Annotated in this window: 22 protein-coding genes; 19 read left to right on the top strand and 3 right to left on the bottom strand. The window is 70.9% G+C overall.

Annotated features, from left to right (window positions below):
- Window positions 1-3 precede the first annotated feature (3 nt).
- The 18 genes from K2F47_RS28700 (at window position 4) to K2F47_RS28615 (ending at window position 15,290) form a co-directional block, all read left to right on the top strand.
- A complete protein-coding gene (locus K2F47_RS28700; RefSeq protein ID WP_242908702.1) occupies window positions 4-363 on the top strand; it encodes a YfdP family phage-associated protein in 360 nt (119 codons plus the stop codon).
- Complete coding sequence (locus K2F47_RS28695; RefSeq protein WP_242908701.1) at window positions 360-1,214, top strand: DUF2303 family protein; 855 nt, start codon at window positions 360-362, stop codon at window positions 1,212-1,214. Before K2F47_RS28700 ends, K2F47_RS28695 begins: the two co-directional genes overlap by 4 nt.
- Window positions 1,211-1,477 (top strand): hypothetical protein, encoded by a 267-nt coding sequence (locus K2F47_RS28690; protein ID WP_242908700.1) that lies wholly within the window; start codon window positions 1,211-1,213, stop codon window positions 1,475-1,477. The genes K2F47_RS28695 and K2F47_RS28690 overlap by 4 nt, the downstream gene beginning before the upstream one ends.
- Entirely contained in the window at window positions 1,474-1,692 is a 219-nt protein-coding gene (locus K2F47_RS28685; protein ID WP_242908699.1) for a hypothetical protein, read from the top strand. The genes K2F47_RS28690 and K2F47_RS28685 overlap by 4 nt, the downstream gene beginning before the upstream one ends.
- A complete protein-coding gene (locus K2F47_RS28680; RefSeq protein ID WP_242908698.1) occupies window positions 1,689-2,192 on the top strand; it encodes a hypothetical protein in 504 nt (167 codons plus the stop codon). Before K2F47_RS28685 ends, K2F47_RS28680 begins: the two co-directional genes overlap by 4 nt.
- Entirely contained in the window at window positions 2,189-3,031 is an 843-nt protein-coding gene (locus tag K2F47_RS28675) for a PD-(D/E)XK nuclease family protein (RefSeq protein WP_242908697.1), read from the top strand. Before K2F47_RS28680 ends, K2F47_RS28675 begins: the two co-directional genes overlap by 4 nt.
- 70 nt (window positions 3,032-3,101) lie before the next feature.
- Window positions 3,102-3,716, top strand: a complete 615-nt coding sequence (locus tag K2F47_RS28670; RefSeq protein WP_242908696.1) for a hypothetical protein — start codon at window positions 3,102-3,104, stop codon at window positions 3,714-3,716.
- Between the two features lie 154 nt (window positions 3,717-3,870).
- Window positions 3,871-4,986, top strand: a complete 1,116-nt coding sequence (locus tag K2F47_RS28665) for a DNA cytosine methyltransferase (protein ID WP_242908695.1) — start codon at window positions 3,871-3,873, stop codon at window positions 4,984-4,986.
- On the top strand, window positions 4,983-7,400 hold the full coding sequence (locus tag K2F47_RS28660) for a bifunctional DNA primase/polymerase (RefSeq protein ID WP_242908694.1): 2,418 nt from the start codon (window positions 4,983-4,985) through the stop codon (window positions 7,398-7,400). The genes K2F47_RS28665 and K2F47_RS28660 overlap by 4 nt, the downstream gene beginning before the upstream one ends.
- A gap of 152 nt (window positions 7,401-7,552) precedes the next feature.
- Entirely contained in the window at window positions 7,553-7,774 is a 222-nt protein-coding gene (locus tag K2F47_RS28655; RefSeq protein ID WP_242908693.1) for a hypothetical protein, read from the top strand.
- Window positions 7,752-8,696, top strand: coding sequence for a hypothetical protein (locus K2F47_RS28650; protein WP_242908692.1), 945 nt, complete (start codon window positions 7,752-7,754; stop codon window positions 8,694-8,696). The genes K2F47_RS28655 and K2F47_RS28650 overlap by 23 nt, the downstream gene beginning before the upstream one ends.
- On the top strand, window positions 8,693-9,253 hold the full coding sequence (locus K2F47_RS28645) for a hypothetical protein (RefSeq protein ID WP_242908691.1): 561 nt from the start codon (window positions 8,693-8,695) through the stop codon (window positions 9,251-9,253). The genes K2F47_RS28650 and K2F47_RS28645 overlap by 4 nt, the downstream gene beginning before the upstream one ends.
- Window positions 9,254-9,387: 134 nt before the next feature.
- Window positions 9,388-9,909, top strand: coding sequence for a hypothetical protein (locus K2F47_RS28640; RefSeq protein ID WP_242908690.1), 522 nt, complete (start codon window positions 9,388-9,390; stop codon window positions 9,907-9,909).
- Window positions 9,910-9,974: 65 nt separating this feature from the next.
- The gene (locus tag K2F47_RS28635; RefSeq protein WP_242908689.1) at window positions 9,975-11,180 is read left to right on the top strand and encodes a PBSX family phage terminase large subunit; all 1,206 of its coding nucleotides are present in this window, start codon (window positions 9,975-9,977) and stop codon (window positions 11,178-11,180) included.
- Window positions 11,181-11,191: 11 nt separating this feature from the next.
- Window positions 11,192-11,476 (top strand): hypothetical protein, encoded by a 285-nt coding sequence (locus tag K2F47_RS28630; RefSeq protein WP_242908688.1) that lies wholly within the window; start codon window positions 11,192-11,194, stop codon window positions 11,474-11,476.
- 84 nt (window positions 11,477-11,560) lie between these two features.
- The gene (locus K2F47_RS28625) at window positions 11,561-13,132 is read left to right on the top strand and encodes a hypothetical protein (protein WP_242908687.1); all 1,572 of its coding nucleotides are present in this window, start codon (window positions 11,561-11,563) and stop codon (window positions 13,130-13,132) included.
- A gap of 8 nt (window positions 13,133-13,140) precedes the next feature.
- Window positions 13,141-15,093 carry a phage minor capsid protein gene (locus K2F47_RS28620; protein WP_242908686.1) on the top strand — a complete coding sequence of 651 codons (1,953 nt, stop codon included), beginning with the start codon at window positions 13,141-13,143 and terminating at the stop codon, window positions 15,091-15,093.
- Entirely contained in the window at window positions 15,090-15,290 is a 201-nt protein-coding gene (locus tag K2F47_RS28615) for an Rmf/CrpP fold protein (RefSeq protein ID WP_242908685.1), read from the top strand. The genes K2F47_RS28620 and K2F47_RS28615 overlap by 4 nt, the downstream gene beginning before the upstream one ends.
- Window positions 15,291-15,692: 402 nt before the next feature.
- On the opposite strand, the gene K2F47_RS28610 is transcribed toward K2F47_RS28615, so the two are convergent.
- The 3 genes from K2F47_RS28610 to K2F47_RS28600 are packed head-to-tail and all read right to left on the bottom strand — an operon-like array spanning window position 15,693 to window position 16,475.
- Window positions 15,693-15,920, bottom strand: a complete 228-nt coding sequence (locus K2F47_RS28610; RefSeq protein ID WP_242908683.1) for a hypothetical protein — start codon at window positions 15,918-15,920, stop codon at window positions 15,693-15,695.
- Between the two features lies 1 nt (window position 15,921).
- On the bottom strand, window positions 15,922-16,179 hold the full coding sequence (locus K2F47_RS28605; RefSeq protein WP_242908681.1) for a hypothetical protein: 258 nt from the start codon (window positions 16,177-16,179) through the stop codon (window positions 15,922-15,924).
- Complete coding sequence (locus K2F47_RS28600; RefSeq protein ID WP_242908679.1) at window positions 16,179-16,475, bottom strand: hypothetical protein; 297 nt, start codon at window positions 16,473-16,475, stop codon at window positions 16,179-16,181. The genes K2F47_RS28605 and K2F47_RS28600 overlap by 1 nt, the downstream gene beginning before the upstream one ends.
- Before the next feature lie 175 nt (window positions 16,476-16,650).
- Between K2F47_RS28600 and K2F47_RS28595 the strand changes: the two genes are divergently transcribed.
- Complete coding sequence (locus tag K2F47_RS28595; protein WP_242908677.1) at window positions 16,651-17,283, top strand: hypothetical protein; 633 nt, start codon at window positions 16,651-16,653, stop codon at window positions 17,281-17,283.
- Window positions 17,284-17,289 lie beyond the last annotated feature (6 nt).

The raw sequence follows: 17,289 nt of genomic DNA, 5'->3' as shown, positions 1-17,289 counted from the left end.
CCGTTGTCTGATACCAGCAGCGACGAGCCGGAGGTGCGGCCCTTTGCCGCCGTCCTCCAGGAGCTCAACCGCGGCCAGGTGCACAACGACGCGTCCGCGCAGCTCCACGCGCTCGTGGACTCCGTCACCGAGCACGGCGCGAAAGGCACCCTCACCCTGACGTTGGAAGTCGCGCCGATCGCCAAGGGCGACACCTCCGTTTTGAAGGTCGCCGCCAAGGTCACCAGCAGGCCCCCCGCCGCGCCCGCAACGTCGACGTTCTTCGTCGACGGCTCCGGCAACCTCTCCCGCCGCGACCCCAACCAGCCCGAACTGCCGGGCCTCCGCGGCGTCGACACCCCCGAAAGGACCGCAGCGCAATGACCTATTCCACCACCCGCACCGAGACCGTCCCGCCGGTTCCGCGGACGGAGAACGACGCGCTTATCGAGGTCGCCACGATGGCGACCGAGCCGAACCTCCTGGAGCCGGGGAAGGTCTACGGCTGGATGTCCCCGACCGGGCGCGTCCACCTGGTCGATTTGACCGGCGACCAGTACCGCGACCGCCCGCGCCGCAAGATCGGCACCTTCCACGTCCGAGACGTCGAGTCGTTCGGGGCGTACTGGGACAAGCACGCCGACACCAATTACGCCGAGGTGTACGCCGACCCGGGCGACGACAAGGTCGTCGCCGTCCTGGACGCGCACGGCTCCACCGTCCCCGGATGGTGTGATCACCGCCTGGTGTTCACGCTGAACCGCACCGTCGCGTGGCGCACCTGGACGAGTTGCTCCGGGGACCTGATGGGGCAGACGGCGTTTGCGGAACTCCTGGAGGATCGGCTCGGCGACATCGCCGAGCCGGACGGCGCCGAGCTGCTGGAGCTGGCGCAGACGTTCACCGCGAACACCGAGGTGGCGTTCAAGTCCGGTGCGCTGCTCGCCAACGGATCCCGCGAACTGGTCTACAGCGAGAGCGTCGAGGCGTCCGGCGGCCGCGGCGGCAAGAAGATCGCCATCCCCAAGCGACTCGTGCTGATGCTGGCCCCCTACGAGGGCGCCGAGCCCGTCCCGGTCACCGCGCGGTTCCGGTATCGCATCAGCGACGGACACCTCCGGCTCGGTGTCGTCCTGGACCGGCCCGAAGAGGTCCTCGCCGCGTCGTTCGCCGCCGTGGTCGAGCAGCTCGCCGCCCGCATCGCCGCCGATGTGATGGTGGGTTGGCCGGCATGACCGCGAGCGTGCCCGCGGGGCCCGGCGACACCCTGTTCCCCGCCGCCACGGCGGCCGACGACGCGGGGCCTGTTCGTCCGGCTGCGGACGAGTGGGCCCGGGTGAACAGCGCACGGAAGTGCGACGTGTGTACCCGTGAGCTCGCCGCGGCCCGCGGGCACGCTCCCCTGCCGTCCCTGGCCCGGTGGCGGCACCGCATCCCCGACGGCGACGAGCTGCTGTGCTACCCGCACGCCTGGGACGCCCGCGAGGGGGCCTCATGACCTCCCCGCGTTACGACGCCCCGACCGGCACCGGTCGAGGGGGCCGCAGCGTGCCGAAGTCCCGCGCGGTCATCGCCGCCCGGCTCGCCGACTATGCCGAGCTGACCCGCGACCTGAACCAGTCCCGCCGCGAGGCCGCCCGCCGGCTCCGTATCTCCTACCGCACCACGAGCCGGTACGAGCACCGCCTCGCCGCCATGGACGGCGCACGGTGACCCGCTGGCGCCGCCCCCGGTGCGTGCCGTTGATCGAGGACGGCCGTGTCCTCGCCTACGTCCACACCGCCCACCCGATCACCGACGCCGAACGAGCCCTGATCACAGAGTTCCGACGCATCCTCACCGACCGACACGACCAGGAAGAACCCGACGTGACCGAACCCAACCCGACCCCCACCGCGCCCGCGGAGGTCGACCTCGCCGCCGCCGGTGTCGACGGCTGGTACTTCATCCTGCGGAAGCTGCGCGAGCAGAAGGCCGCCCTCGCCGCCGCCGAGGAACAGGCGATGGACAAGCTCAAGGAAGCGCTCGGCGACAACGTCGACGGCACCTTGAACGGCCGTCCCGTCGTCCGCTGGCTGCACACCGCCGCGCCGCGGAAGTTCGACAAGAAGGCCCTGGCCAAGGATCACCCGGACATCGTCGCGAAGTACACCACGGTCGGAACGCCCGGACGCCGGTTCGAGCTCGTCGACCCCAAGGACGACACGCGATGAGCGTTCCGTCCCGCGCGCCCGGGGACATCGAGCCCGACCGCGTCGGATGGCCGTCCCGCGGCGAGATCGACGCCACCGACCCCGCAAAAGCCCTTCAGGGTGAACTGCTGTGGGCGATCGAGAACCGTATCGACTACGCCCCCCGTAGCCTCCAGCGTCGCCTAGGCCCGTCGGAAATCGGCAAGCCCTGTCAACGGCGGCTCGGCTACAAGCTCGCCGGTGTCGAGCCCGTCAACCCCGGTGACACCGCCTGGTATCCGACGATCGGAACCGCGGTCCATTCGTGGCTGGAAGACGTCTTGAAGTGGCTGAACGGCCACCTCGGGACGCTCGTCGACGGCGGCCCGCGGTTCCTCCTCGAACACCGCGTCAACGTCGGGACGATCTGCGGTGAGGACATCACCGGGCAGTGCGACGTGTACGACCGCGCGACCGGCGGCGTAGTCGATTGGAAGATCGTCGGGGAGCGGCAGCTCAAGAAGTACAGGGAGAACGGGCCCGGTGACCAGTACCGCATTCAGGCCCACCTGTACGGGCGCGGCTGGCAGCGGCGCGGCATGCCGGTGAACTTCGTCGCCGTGATGTTCCTCCCCCGCGACCGCCTGTTGCGGGAGGCGTTCATGTGGTCCGAGCCCTACGACGAGCAGGTCGCCCTATCGGCGCTCCAGCGTGCCGAGGGCATCACGTCGATGGTTCGCGCGCTCGGCGTTGGTGCGCTGCCGATCCTCCCGACGGCGGATGACTACTGCTCGTTTTGCCCTCATTTCCTCCCCGCCTCTACCGAGGTCGAGGAGGCGTGCCCGGGACACCCCGGCACCTCGACCTACGTCCGCCGCTGAGCGGACGGCAGGAAACCCAACCCGGCCCGGCCCGAACCAACCCGGTCAGGCCCAACACGAAAGGCCCACCATGTCCATCTGGGACACTCCCGAACTCAAGGTCGGCGGCGACTTCGTCAAGTTCGACAAGCCCGGCGACGCTATCAGCGGCACCATTCAGGTCGTCCGTGCCCACCGTTTCGACGACGGCGGCGTCGCGCCGCAGATCCTCATGGTCACCGACCAGGGCGAAGAGAAGACCGTCACCGCCGGACAGGTCCGGCTGAAGGTCGCCCTCGCCGAGCAGCGCCCGGAGGCCGGGGACCACATCCAGATCACGCTGACGCAGATCGAGCAGCGCGCCGGCGGAAAGTCGCTCAAGCACTTCCATGTGGTCGTCATCCGCGGCAACGGCGCCCCGGCGGCGTCCGTCCAGCCGCAGACGATCGGGCAGGGCTTCGCCGGACAGCCTCCCGCCGCCCCGGCACCGGTGGCGCCGCCCGTCCAGCAGTACGCGCCGCCTGCGGCCCCGGCGCCCGCCCCCGCGGCGCCCCCGGTTCCGGCGCAGCAGTACGCGCCCCCCGCGCCCCCCGCGGCGCCGGTTCCGCAGGCGCCGCCCGGGGCGCCGCAGCTCACCCCCGAGCAGCAGGCCGCCATCGCGGCCTTGCCGGCGGAGGCTCGCGCCGCCATGGGCTTCGGCCAGTAGTCACCCGGTGAGGAGGCCAGTAGTGCCGACGTGGTGCGCCTACATCACCCCCGTCGCGTTTCTCGTCGGCCTGCTGGCCGCCTACCTCCTCCACACCCGCCGCCCCTGACTCCAGCGATTCCGGCTGGCACGGCTCAGACCCGATCGGGGGCACGTGAACGAACCGCTCCACCTCGGATCCGTGTGCACCGGCTACGGCGGACTCGACCTCGCCATCGCCCAAGTGCTCGACGTTCGCCCGGTGTGGGTCGCCGACCCAGACCCCGGCGCCGCCGCGATCCTCGCCCACCACCACCCCGACGTGCCCAACCTCGGCGATATCACCGTCGTCAACTGGACAACCGTCCCGCCCGTGGACGTCCTCGCCGCCGGCTTCCCCTGCCAAGACCTCTCATACGCCGGCCTCGGCGCCGGGATCAAGGAAGGAACCCGTAGTGGGCTCTGGTTCGTCATCGCCGCCGCCATCGGTGTACTACGACCTCGCCTCGTCGTGCTGGAGAACGTGCGCGCCATCGTTGGTCGACGACCGGGGCTCGACGTTGTCCTCGCCGCCCTTGCCGCGCTCAGGTTCGATGCTGAGTGGACGTGTATCCGAGCATCCGACATCGGCGCTCCCCATCAGCGTGAACGGTGGTTCCTCCTCGCCTGGCCTGCCGACGCCCCGCGCCCGCGACTCCAAGGGGCGCGGCTTCCCGGACGGTCTTCCAGTGGTCGCGGAGCTGCTGCCGACACCGACCACCTCGGAAGCGACCGGCTCCCAGCCCGGCCCCGAGCGGCAGGGCGGCCGATCATTGCGCGAGACGCTACTGCCGACACCGCGGGCGACGGATGGCACGAAAGGCGGCCCCAATCAAAGGGGCAGCTCGGGCGATCTGATGCTTCCCTCGGCCGTGATGCTGCTGCCGACGCCGACCTCAACGGATTCGAAGTCCTCCAGCGGCCAGAACCCCGCATGGGGACACGGGACCACCCTCACCGATGCGGCACGGCAAATGGCACCGAATGGGGCGCCTATCGCCCCGCCATCGACCGGTGGGCCCGCATCCTCGGCCGGCCAGCTCCCCATCCCACTGAGCCCGGAAGAAGCGGCCGGCCCCGCCTGAACCCCGTCTTCGTCGAGTGGCTCATGGGCCTACAAGAGGGCCACGTCACCGCCGTCCCCGGCCTGACCCGAAACCAGATGCTCAAGGCGCTGGGCAACGGCGTCGTTCCCCGACAGGGCGCTTTCGCCACGGCGCACCTTCTCGACCGGATCGGGGTCCCCGCGTGACCGCGGGCCCGTACGCCCAAGCGTACGACCCTTACCGCCGCGCTGGCTGGACCGGCGTTCTACCCCTGCCCGCGCATCGGAAAAAGCCCGTCCCGCGCGGCTGGACCGGCTCCGGCGGAGCCTGGCCGAGCTTCGCCGACTGCGCCGCATGGGCTGACGGTCCGGAAGGCGCCGGCAACATCGCCCTGAGGTTGCCGCCCGGCGTGATCGGTGTCGACGTCGACAACTACGACGCCAAGGCCGGCGCCGCCACCCTCGCCGACGCCGAAGCCCGATGGGGTGTACTCCCGGCGACGTGGCGGACGACGAGCCGCGATGACGGCGTGTCCGGCATCCGCCTCTACCGCGTGCCGGAAGGTCTCGCGTGGCCCGGCGAGCTCGGCGCGGACGTCGAGCTGATCCACGCCGGATACCGCTACGCCGTTGTCTGGCCGTCCGTGCACCCCGAGGGCCGCACCTACCGGTGGATAAGCCCGTCCGGGTTGACGTCGACGGCGGTTCCCGACCCCGACCAGTTCCCGCCGCTCCCCGACGCGTGGGTCGAGGGCCTCACCCACGGCCAGACCGCCGAGGCCATGCCGCGGAACGCGCTCGCCGACGACACCGCCCGCGCCTGGATCCTCACCCGCCCCGGCGCCACCACCGAGCCGTGCGCGCGCATGGCACGCGCCATCGACCAGGCCCGGCACGACCTCACCGGCCCCGGGTCCGCGCACAACGCCGCCCGCGACGCCGCCCTCCGCGCCGTCCGCCTCGCCGACGAGGGACACGCCGGACTCCTCCAGGCGCTCACCGTCGCGCACGGCGCGTTCGTCGCCAACGCCACCCGCCCGGACCGCGCCGGCGCCGTCCGGTTCCCCAGCGAGGCCGCGCGGGAATGGGCCGCGCTCGTCACTTCGGCCGTCAACCTCGTCTCGGCCAACCCCACCGGTCAGACCTCCTGCGACTGCGCGGGACAGCTCACCGGCCTTATCGTCTCCGGCGCCCACCCGATCACGGTAGGCGCAACGGCGCTCACACCACCCCAACCCGACCCGACCCGACCACCCCCCGACCCGACCCCCCAAACGTCACCAGAACCCGACCAGACCCGATCCCGAACGTCCTGGTGGCCCCGCAACCTCGCCGGCGTCATCGCCGGCCAGGAGGACGAACCCCCGCCCGCCGTACTCGCCCGCGCCGACGGCGCGCGCCTCTTCTACACCGGGAAGGTAAACGCCATCCTCGGCGAGTCCGAGTCCGGCAAAACGTGGGTTCTCCTCCTGGCCGTCGCCCAGACCCTCGCGGCCGGTCGCACCGTCACCTACCTGGACTTCGAGGACACCGCAGCCGGCATCATCGGCCGGTTGCGCGCGCTCGGCGTCCCCGACACCGACCTAACCCGACTCCACTACATCGGACCCGACGAGACCCTCCACGCCACCGCCAGCGACGACCTACGCGAACACCTCGACGCCGTCGAGGCCGACCTCATCGGCCTTGACGGCGTCAACGCCGCAATGACGTTGTTGGGGTTGGACCTGGAGAAAAACAAAGACGCAACCGCGTTCGCGCAACTCCTCCTAAAGCCTCTCGCCCGCGCGGGCGGCGCCGTCGTCATGGTCGACCACGTCCCCAAACACAAAGAAGGCCGCGGCAAAGGCGGAATCGGCGCACAAGCAAAACGCGCCATGATGGACGGCTGCGCCCTATCCGTCGAAGTGGTCGAACCTTTCGGCCGCGGAATGACCGGCCGACTCCGTATCACCGTCGACAAAGACCGGCCCGGGCACGTCCGCGCCGTCTCCAAAGACGCCCGATACGTCGGCATGGCCGTCCTCGCCTCCGACGCCGAAACCGGCGCCGTCACCGTCGCCATCCACGGGCCCGACCTCGCCATCCCGGGGCCCGACAAGGCCGCCGGTGAACGCCTCATGCTCATGGAAGCCATCAGCGACCACCTATTCGAGAACCCGCCCAAGACGAGCGTGTCCGGCATCGCCCTGGCCCTGTCCCGCCGCAAGGAAGACGTCGCCGCCGCCCTCGACGAGCTCGTCGGCCGCGGTTATGTCGACCGGGAAGGCACCGCCCGCGGGCGTGGCTTTGCTCACACTCTCGCGCGCCGCTATTTCGTCGCCGACGACCTCACCACCCCCGAACCCTCCGACCAGGACCGGAACCACTCGGAACCACCCGGAACCACCCCGGAACCACCCGGGAACCACTCCCGGAACCACGGGGCCGGACCCCGGTCGAGTGGTTCCGGCAGCGGAGACACCCCCCGAAGGGGGGTCTCCTCCGGGAACCACTCCGGCCGGGCACTCCCGGAACCACCGAGCCGCGATACGGTCGATCTCGTCGACGGCCGCCGCATCGACACCAGAACCGGCGAAGACCTCGGCCCCGCCTTCACCCCCTCCGGGACAACCACGTGATCCCCCGGTGGCTCCAGCAAAGACGCGAACACGAGGGCCAACGAGCCGCCACATTGCGCCTCTGCCCCCGCTGCAAAGCACCCGTCATCGTCGGCCTGGACGACGACCGCGCCGCACGCAACGTCACATGCGACCCCACCCCAATAACCCCCTTGGGCGAAGCATTCGCACTCTGCGACGGCCGCAACACCTACGACTTCAGCACCCGCCAAGGCCGAAAAGAACTCTGGCACCGCTACGAATGGAACATCCGCGGCGAAAACCGTGACCCCATCCTCGCCACCCACAAATGCCATTCCCCAATGACGCCATTCGCCGCACCCCCACCACAAACCAGAAAGGCCGCCGCCGATGACGACACCCCGCCCTTCTAACCCCAGCGGCGGCACCGGCAGCGACCAGACGGCGCGCTCGGTCGCTCGCGGCGCGCGCGAGGACCGCCGCCACCTTCCCGCCGTCGACCGCGCCGTCGCAGACCTCGCCGAGGCCGCCGACCTCGTGACGTTCGTCGCGCTGCTACGCGACCCGACTGTGCGTCGCCCGTGGCGGGAGACGCACCTCGACGCGTTCGCGCGCGCCGTCGCCGACGACGAAGCCCGCGCCGAGCTCGCCGACCGCACCGACGAGGCCCCCGGCGAACACAAGGACGCCGCCCGCCCGGACGTCCTCGACGTCCTGTCCGGCGTCCTGTGGCGCGCCGAAGACCTCGCCTGGCACCTGGCACACGCGGCCCGTACCGACCCGCTCCCGCCCGCGCCGGCCGACGGCGACCCGCGCCCCTATCTGCGCCGCGCCGCCGAATGCGTACCGGCCGCCGTCCTCGGCTGGTCCAACGGCGCCGAAATCGCCCACTACGCCGCCGACACTGCCGCGGTGATCCTCGCCGACCTCGCCGCCGCCCTGGCCCTGAACGTCGACGGGCACACCGTCAAAGCCGTCTGCCCGTGGTGCCGCGGAGGTCTCGCCGGCGGCTACTCCTGGCGTGTCCGCGTGCTGGTCGACGAGCCCGCGATCGTGTGCGAATCCGGCGTGTGCCAGCCGCCGTCCCGGGACGTGACGACCTGGTGGAAAGGCTGCCCTGTCTGGCGCTTCCCTGACTGGCCCTGGCTCGCCCGCCGCATCGCCCACCTGGACGAGCGCCGCACCACCACCGCGGCCGCGCCGCCTTACAAGCGGGACCGCAGCACAACCGGCCGCGCCGGAACCCCCACCCCCGACCAGGCTGCCGCCGAGCTGCTCGCCGGTCGCCTCGACCAGGACGTCACCCCCGACCCGACCGAAGGGACCGCAGCATGACCAACCAGAAGCCCGAACCGTTCATCACGATCGGCGTCGACTCCGAAGCCATCCGCCGCGCCACCGCGCGTATCGGCGAGCAGCTCGCCGCCATGCGGCTCCGATCGGCAACGCACGCAGCCCTCGCCGCGTGCCTCGACCAGGACGACGACCGCGCCCGCCAACACCTCACCGGCCTTGGCGACGCCCAGCTCTACGCCATCGAGGGCGCCGGCTCCGCACTCGCAATCCACGCATCCCGACTCCGGCGACCAGCCGAAGACCAACCAGCCGACCCGCCCTCGCTACGCCGCCGCGTCGCCGAGCTCCGGGCCCGGGCCCAGCGCGCCGAAGCCGAGGCCGCCGACTGGCGCACCACCGCCCAGCGGTACGAGCGTGAGCGCGATACCGAACGCCGCCGCGCCGAATCCAGCGAGGAGCAGGACGCCCGCCACATGCGGTACCTGAACGACGCGCGCGACGCCGCCGGCGCGCCCGACTGGCCGTCCCTGGCCGCCACGATTCGCGCTCTACGCGCTCGTCCCCAGCTTGACACCGGGCCTGTGGATAACTCATGATCGGAGTCGTGTTCGGCATGCCCTGAACACGACGAGCGGCCAAAGGCCCCGTAGACGCCGATGCAGTGTCCGGACGGCGCAGGAGTACACGCCCTGCCTACGGGGCCTTTGTCATGTCCGGGAGGTGATCCGGCATGGCCGCCCGCCGCCCCATCACCACCCGAGACCGCCGCAGCGTCGCCGAGCTGCACGCGCGAGGGCTGAACCGCAACGCCATCGCCCGCGAGATCGGCCGCGCGCAGTCGACCGTGTCCAAGATCGCCCGTGAGCTTGGCCTGACGTTCGACCGGCGCCGGACCGCCGAGGCGACCCGCGCGAAGGTGATCGACGCCAAGGCTCGGCGCGCTGAGTTGGCCGCGCTGCTCCTGGAGGACGCACACCGGCTACGCGTGCAGCTCTGGGAGCCGTGCGACTTGGTGAAGATCGGCGGGAAGGACAACGTCGCCACCCGCGAACCCCTCGAACGCCCCCTGTTCGACGATCAGCTCCGGATTGTCCAGGCCGCCGGCCTTGCCGCCGAACGGCACGCCCGCCTCGTCGAGCTCGACGCCGACAACGGCGTCAACGACGGCCGCGCGATGCTCACGAACCTTGCCGAGGCTCTCGGCCAGGCGTGGCGCGACGGCCAGGACGACGCGCCCGCCAGCGACGCGTGAACCTGCTCGACGCCCTACCGCTGTCTCGCCGCCAGGTTGACTATGTCGTCAACTCGACGGCGTTCGTGAATCTGTCCGAGGGCTCGATCCGGTCCGGCAAAACGATCTCGTCCCTGCTGCGCTGGCTCATGTACGTCGCCACCGCACCCCGCGGCGGCGAACTGGTCGTCGTCGGCCGGACGCGCGACAGCCTGAACCGGAACGTCTTCGGCCCCCTCCAAGACCCCGCGCTATTCGGGCCGCTCGCCGCGCTGACGAGCTACACCAACGGCGCGGCAACCGCCGTCATCCTCGGCCGCACCGTGCACGTCCTCGGCGCCTCCGACGCCAAAGCCGAGAAGGTCCTCCGCGGCCTCACCTGCGCAGGCGCCTACGTCGACGAACTCACCGTCGTCTCGGAAGACTTCTTTCAGCAGCTTCTCGGCCGATGCAGCGTCGAGGGCGCGCAGATCTTCGCGACGACGAATCCGGACTCGCCTGCCCATTGGGTCAAAGCGCGGTTCCTTGACCGGCTCGGCGACCTCCCCGACTGGCGGACCTGGAAGTTCGTCCTCGATGACAACCCCGGCCTGCCCGCAGAGGTCAAGGCCCGATACCACCGGCAGTACACCGGCCTATGGCGCCGCCGGTTCGTCCTCGGCGAGTGGGTCGCCGCCGAGGGCGCCGTATTCGACATGTGGGACCCGTCCGTCCACGTCATCCCGTGGGAGACCCTCCCCACGATCACGCGCCTTGTCGGGATCGGGATCGACTACGGCACGACGAACCCAACCGCGGGCTTGCTGCTCGGCGCCGGCGAGGACGGCCGCCTCTACCTCGTCGACGAATGGCGCCACAACCCAAAGCACGACGCCGCAAAGCTCACCGACGGGCAGCTCTCCGAAAGCCTGCGCGCCTGGCTTCGCCGTTCACATCTCCCGGACGGCGCGCGGCTCCCCGTCGAGTGGGTCGTCGCCGACCCGTCCGCCGCGAGCTTCCGCTTGCAGCTCACCCGCGACGGCCTCTCGGTCCACAAGGCAAACAACGACGTCGCCCGCGGGATCAGCCTCGTCGCGACGCTGCTTGCCGAGCGGAAACTCCTCGTCTCCGACCGGTGCGTCGGTTTCATCGCCGAGGCCCCCGGCTACGCATGGGACCCCGACGCCACCTTGAAGGGGGAGGACCGGCCGCTCAAGGTGGCCGATCACAGCCTCGACGGCGGCCGGTACGTCCTCACCACGACCGAGCACATATGGCGGCCGCTGACCGACCGCCTCGACCTCGCAGCCTGAACGGAGCTCCCATGACCTCGCGCGAGATCCCCCCGCCCACCCTTGGCCGCATCGTGCACTACCGCGGCAAGGAGGGCCTCAACGCGATGCGCGCCGCCATCGTCACCGCGGACGTCCATTCCCTCGACCCGCGCGGCGTCGAGGCCGGTCTCATCCCGGCGCTGACGGACGACATGCACGTTCACCTGTGGGTCTTCACCCCCGGCGAGGCGGGGGGCTTCACCGAGTACAACGTGCCGCACGGCCAGGGCGACGACATCCCGCCCGGTTCGTGGTGCTGGCCGCCGCGCGTCTGACCCCTTCCCCATGCCCCGGTGCGGGACGGCCCCCGAGGTCCCGCACCGGCCACACCCCGGCACAACCGAACGGGAGGTGACCCGATGCCGCTTCCCGCCGGCGGGACCTGGCCCCCCGCGCCGTACGCGCCGATCTTCGAGCAGTATCGCCTGCTCGACACCTGGTATCAGGGCGACCCCGACCGGCTGTCGACGCTCTACTCCGCCCAGCCCGACCAGACCCCGCGGACCCGTCCCTCGCAACGGCGCGGCGGACTCCTCGGCAAGATCAGTCGGTTCTTCTGGGGAGAGCCGACTCCCGTCGGGCAGCAGCGCCGCCGGCTTCACGTCCCCATCGCCTCGGACATCGCGACGATGTCGAGCGATCTTCTGTTCTCCGAGCCGCCCTCGATCAACGTCACCAACCCGGAGACGCAGGCGGCGATTGACGACATGATCCCCGGGCTACAGGCCACCCTGCTCGGGGCGTCCGAGATCGGCGCCGCGCTCGGTGGCTATTTCCTCCGCGCCGTCTGGGATAGCGCCATCGCGCCTCTCCCGTGGCTGGACAGAGTCGACGCCGACGCCGCCGTCCCTGAATTCCGCTGGGGGAAACTGTGGGCGGTCACGTTCTGGCGCACCATCGAGGACACCTCCGACGGCAAATGCCTCTTGCACCTAGAACGGCACGAGCCGGGATGGATCTTCAACGGCTTGTACCTCGGCACCCCCGGCACGCTCGGCGAGGCCATGCCACTCACAGCGCACCCCGAGACCGCGCATCTAGAACCGGCCGTCGCAACCGGGCTCACTCGCGTGACCGCCGTGTACGTGCCCAACATGCTCCCAAACCGCGATTGGCGTACCTCAGCGATCGGGCAGCACCTCGGCCGCTCCGACTTCGCCGGGCCTGTCCTCGGCTTCATGGACGCGCTCGATGAGACGTGGGCGGCATGGATGCGGGACGTCCGGCTCGGCAAGGCCCGTCTCATCGTGCCGTCGGCCTACCTCCAGTCGCAGGGCCCCGGTCAAGGCGCGACGTTCGATCTCGACCGCGAGCTGTACGAGGGCGTGAACATGCTCGGCGGTGACGCCGAGCGCCTCGACATCTCCCCGCAACAGATGGCTATCAGGGTCGCCGAGCACCGCGACACCTGCGCCGAGCAGCTCGCCGTGATCCTCCGCGCGACCGGCTATAGCGCGCAAAGTTTCGGCCTGTCGGGAGAGGTCGCCGTAACTGCGACCGAGGTCACCGCGAAGGAACGCCGCTCCCTCATCACGAAGTCAAGGAAAGCGCTCTATTCGACCCCGGAGCTAGAGGAGGGAATCGAGATGATTCTCCAGCTTCGGGCCGGCCCCCTGTTCAGCTCCGATGTCGTGCCCGAGCGTCCCCAGGTGAATTTCGGGGATTCCGTCGCGCCGGACATTCAGGCCCTCGCCACCACCGCCGAACTCATGCGGCGTGCCGAGGCAGCATCCGACGAGACGCTCGTCCGGATGCTTCACCCCGATTGGGACGCAACCCAGGTCTCCGCGGAGGTCGACCGGCTCGCCGCCGAGCGCGGAGGGATGACCGATCCGATCGAGCGCATGACCGGCCTTGCTCAGCAGGCCGGCGCGCTGCCCGTCGACGACGGCCAGGACGACGCCGACGGCGACCCGGACGGCGAGGAGTAGGGCGCCCGGTGGCCGTTGACCCGGACCGCGTCGACGCCATCGCCGCATCCGTAGCCGACATCTACCGCGAGGCCGAGACCGCGCTCGTCCGGCTCGTCGCGCGCCATCTCGACCAGGACCTCGACTCGCCGGCGGTCGAGCAGCGCCTCGGCACGATCCGCGCGCTACGCGCCGGCGCTCGGAGCGTCATCGCGACCTTGGAGGCTGATTCGGGCCCGGCGATCCGGGACGGTCTCGCGCGCTCGTACCGGCACGGCTGGAGCAACGCGACCGCCGGTCTTCCCGAGCGGTATTTCCCCCGGTCGGGGATCGGGCAGGCCGCCCGCGCCGCCGCGCGCGAGCGGTCCGGGACGGGCTTCGTCGAGGCCCTCGCCGCCGCGCTTCACGGCGATTTCGGCAGGGTCACGCGGAACGTGCTCCGGAACGTCGAGGACGCTTACCGATCCGTCCAGGCTGCCGCCGCGGCACGCATCCTCACCGGCGCCGAGACCCGCCGACAAGCCGCTCAGGCCGCATGGCAACGCCTGGTCGACCGCGGGCTGATGAGCTTCACGGACCGCGCCGGCCGCCGCTGGAGGCTCAGCAGTTACGTAGAGATGGCCACAAGGACGAACGCGCAGCGCGCCGCGACGACGGGCCAGGTCGACCGGCTCGACTCCATCGGCGCAAATCTCGTCTTGGTGAGCAACGCGCCGCAGGAGTGCCCGCGCTGCCGCCCATTCGAGGGCAAGATCTTGCGCACCGACCCCGGGCCGCTGGAGGTCAGCGTCCAGCACCCGACACGCGACGGCGTCATGACGACCGTGCATGTCCTGGCCACCCTCGACGCCGCACGCGGTGATGGGCTGTTTCATCCGAACTGCCGACACTCGATCTCGGTCTTCCTCCCGGGCATCTCCAAGCTGCCTGACCGGCCGACCGCCGACCCCGAGGGCCACAAGGCGCGCGTACGTCAGCGCGAGCTAGAACGGCGCATACGCCGCCAGAAAGAGCGCGCCGAGGCCGCCCTCACCCCCGAGGCTCGGAAGATCGCTAACGGCCGCGTGCGGCGCGCTCAGGCCGATCTACGCGACCACCTCGCCGCCAATCCCAAGCTGAAAAGGTTGCGGTACCGGGAGCAGCCCGGCGCGGGCAACACCCCGCCGCGCGGCGGCGCCCCGGGCGGCCCCGCCGGCGACCTCGGCCCGCCGACCGAGCCGACGCTCGACGGCGGACCGGCGCCCCGCCCGCCCGCGCGTACGCGCCGTGTCGACGAGCGCGACCGGCCGCCCGTCGACGACCGGCGTCCGGCGCCGAACCAGCCCGAGCTAGAGCCGACGCCGCGCGACCCGCGCCGCCTGACCGACGACGATCTCGAACGCCAGATGATGGAAGCCGTCCAGGACCCCGCGCGGCTGGACGAGTTCGAGCGCCTGGCCGCCGAGGTCGACCGGCGGGACGCCGAGCGCCGCGCCGTCGAGGCCCGCCGCGCCGCCAACCGCGAGGCCGCCAACCGCCGCCGCGAGGCCAAGCGCGACGAGCAGGCGCAACGGATGGAGGAACTCCTCGACGCCGGCGTGCCCGAAGAGGACGCCGTCGCCGAGGTGTACGGGATTTCAATCGAGCGGCAGCGCCGGCGCCGCGCAATCGACGATCTACGTGACCAGGGGTACAGCGGCGCGGGGTTCGAGGACCTCGCCCGCGCCTCCTACCGCGATCTCGTGCACCGGCAGTGGCTCGCCGCGGAGAACGCGACCCGCGGCCAGTTGGTCACCCCGGAGGGCCGCGCCCGTGGTATCGACCCCGTCCGGCTGTTCAGCGGCCCGGAAGCAGCCGCGCGCCGGTGGGCGAGTGACGAGCTAAAAGCCTGGTGGGACGCCCACGGGCGCACGACATTCGCGGAGTGGAAAGAGCAGCTTCTCGGCGATTCCGGCGCACTCCGTAGACTCCGCGAGTCCGGTGGGGGAGACTTCCTTACGTGAGCATCGAGAACGCCGCGGCGGCTCTGCCGATGCTGCGCGCCCTCGCCGCCGGGAGAGCCGCCGGAAAGGCCGACGACCCCGTCACCGCATGCCCGGACGATCCGGAGTCGAGCGACGCGCAGGCCCGTGCCCGTGCGCGCATGTGGCTACGTGGCTACGCACAGAGCAGCGCGCCGCCGGTCGACTACTCCGGCTGACGCTTCCCCCACCTGCCCGAACCCGGCTTCGGCCGCCCCGGCGCACCCTGCCCCGGGCGGGCCGCATACCACGCTCTGATCTCCTCAGCTCGGCGCGGCGACCAGCCTGGGAGCTCGCGCTCGCCGAGAACGATGTCCGGCGCGGGGAACGTAGGGTCGCGGCCCTGCCACTTCGCCACCGCCACCGCAGACACGCCGAACAGGGCGCCGACGGCGGCTCGATCGAGGTAGCTTACGGTCCCGGACGGCGACGGCGGCCCGTCGGTGTAGTCGTGTCCCACGGGCACACTCAATCCGGCACGCGGCCCGGTCGCAACCTCGATCAACGCTTGTCCTCTGCTCGGTCTGTTCTGGCGCCCTGCCCGGGACCGGTACGAGACCGGCCCCAGACGGGACGTCAGATCAGCTCACGGGCTCGTCCTGGTTGCACCCCTCGCAGCCGTTCCGAGGCTGTTCCTCGTCGGCGTGTTTCGGGCACATCTCCCGGACTCGTAGGTCCGCGCGGTCGTCGTCGGGGTAGTCGCTGTCCCGGATGATCTCCGCAAGGCGCGCGGCGGCTTTCTCGGGGCTGTAGAGCCCTCGCTCGACGAATCCGCCGTCGCTCTCGGTCCAGATGCCGTATTCGTCCACGTCAGTTGCTCCATGCCTCGTCGAAGCCGAACAGGTGGGCGATTCGGTCCGCCTCCCGTTTGAGGATTTCGGCGAATTCGTCGACGTCTTGGCTGTCCTCGCCGCCGAGCGCCGCGACGGTCATGTCCTCGTTCTCGGTCCAGTAGCCGAGCACGACGCCGATTCCGTGCATGAGTAGGTCTTGGGCCGCGCGCTTCTTGCCGGTCCGGGTACGGAGCTCGCGCACCTTCTCGGCGAGGTCCTCCTCGTAGGTGCCCATCAGGCCGCCACCACCGAGAACAGGCCGCCGTCGGTGGCGGGCGCGTTGCTGGCCGCGAGGCCGAACAGCGCGCCGTCGGCACGCTCGGCGAACTCGGCCGCGACCGGCTTGGGCCGCTCGTCGCTGTTGACGACGGACACCACGGTCCGGAACCCCTCGTAGCTGTGACGGTTGAAGCAGTCGACGCAGGTTGCGAAGTCGCAGCCGATGATGGGCAGTGAGAGCTGACCCACCGGCAGCGCGTAGGCGAAGACGTGGCCGCAGTTAAGGGTGATGGTCTGGATGACTTCGGTCATTGCCCCTCCTAAGTGTTGTCCCGGATGAGGACAACACTAAGGCCTCTCTCTAAGTGTTGTCTAGTATCTGGACAACACTTTCTTTGGACGTCCTCACGCCCGGCGCGCGAGGCAGCACCACCCCCCGGGCCAGGCGCCCGGACACCCCACACCGCGAACCCCGGGAGGGTCCCGCATGGCGGACAACGACAACGACGGCGGCACCGGCAACGACGGCGCCCCCGCCCCCAACCAGAACGACAACCAGGACAACGGCCAGCGTGAGCAGGAGACCCCGCCGGACAGCGGCACCCGGAACGACGGCCAGGGCGACGACGGCGACGTCTCGTCCCTGCCCGCATGGGCACAGAAGCTCATCCGCGACACCCGCAGCGAGGCCGCAGGCCACCGCACCAAGGCCAAGGACGCCGAGACCAAGCACCAGGGCGCGCTGGACGCGATCGCCAAGGCGCTCGGCATCAAAGACAACGACCAGCCCGCCGACCCTGACAAGCTCGCCGAGCAGCTCGCCGCCGCGCAGACCGACGGCAACGAGGCCCGGATCGAACTGGCCGTGTTCAAGGCCGCCGGAAAGCACGGCGCGAACGCCGAGAAGCTGCTCGACTCCCGCGCGTTCGCCGAGAAGCTCAAGGGTGTCGACCCCGGCGACTCCAAGAAGCTCGGCGAGCTGATCAAGAAGGCCGTCGAGGACAACCCCGGATACCGCGCCACGACGGCCCCGCCCGCCTCCGGCGCACCGATGGGCGGAACCCCGCCCGACAAGAAGCCCAAGACCCTCTCGGCCGCCGTCGCGGCCCGCTACAAGTAGGAGGTG

This window comes from Actinomadura terrae (assembly GCF_022751215.1).
Classification (GTDB): domain Bacteria; phylum Actinomycetota; class Actinomycetes; order Streptosporangiales; family Streptosporangiaceae; genus Spirillospora; species Spirillospora terrae.
The sequence above is the reverse complement of the archived record's forward strand: the minus strand, read 5'-3'. Positions and strand labels throughout refer to the sequence as shown.

What these genes read in the sequence shown, in the direction of transcription:
- K2F47_RS28695 (WP_242908701.1), top strand. Translation starts at nt 360, where the DNA reads ATGACCTATTCCACCACCCGCACCGAGACCGTCCCGCCGGTTCCGCGG.
- K2F47_RS28690 (WP_242908700.1), top strand. Translation starts at nt 1,211, where the DNA reads ATGACCGCGAGCGTGCCCGCGGGGCCCGGCGACACCCTGTTCCCCGCC.
- K2F47_RS28685 (WP_242908699.1), top strand. Translation starts at nt 1,474, where the DNA reads ATGACCTCCCCGCGTTACGACGCCCCGACCGGCACCGGTCGAGGGGGC.
- K2F47_RS28675 (WP_242908697.1), top strand. Translation starts at nt 2,189, where the DNA reads ATGAGCGTTCCGTCCCGCGCGCCCGGGGACATCGAGCCCGACCGCGTC.
- K2F47_RS28670 (WP_242908696.1), top strand. Translation starts at nt 3,102, where the DNA reads ATGTCCATCTGGGACACTCCCGAACTCAAGGTCGGCGGCGACTTCGTC.
- K2F47_RS28650 (WP_242908692.1), top strand. Translation starts at nt 7,752, where the DNA reads ATGACGACACCCCGCCCTTCTAACCCCAGCGGCGGCACCGGCAGCGAC.
- K2F47_RS28645 (WP_242908691.1), top strand. Translation starts at nt 8,693, where the DNA reads ATGACCAACCAGAAGCCCGAACCGTTCATCACGATCGGCGTCGACTCC.
- K2F47_RS28640 (WP_242908690.1), top strand. Translation starts at nt 9,388, where the DNA reads ATGGCCGCCCGCCGCCCCATCACCACCCGAGACCGCCGCAGCGTCGCC.
- K2F47_RS28630 (WP_242908688.1), top strand. Translation starts at nt 11,192, where the DNA reads ATGACCTCGCGCGAGATCCCCCCGCCCACCCTTGGCCGCATCGTGCAC.
- K2F47_RS28625 (WP_242908687.1), top strand. Translation starts at nt 11,561, where the DNA reads ATGCCGCTTCCCGCCGGCGGGACCTGGCCCCCCGCGCCGTACGCGCCG.
- K2F47_RS28605 (WP_242908681.1), bottom strand. Translation starts at nt 16,179, where the DNA reads ATGGGCACCTACGAGGAGGACCTCGCCGAGAAGGTGCGCGAGCTCCGT.
- K2F47_RS28600 (WP_242908679.1), bottom strand. Translation starts at nt 16,475, where the DNA reads ATGACCGAAGTCATCCAGACCATCACCCTTAACTGCGGCCACGTCTTC.
- K2F47_RS28595 (WP_242908677.1), top strand. Translation starts at nt 16,651, where the DNA reads ATGGCGGACAACGACAACGACGGCGGCACCGGCAACGACGGCGCCCCC.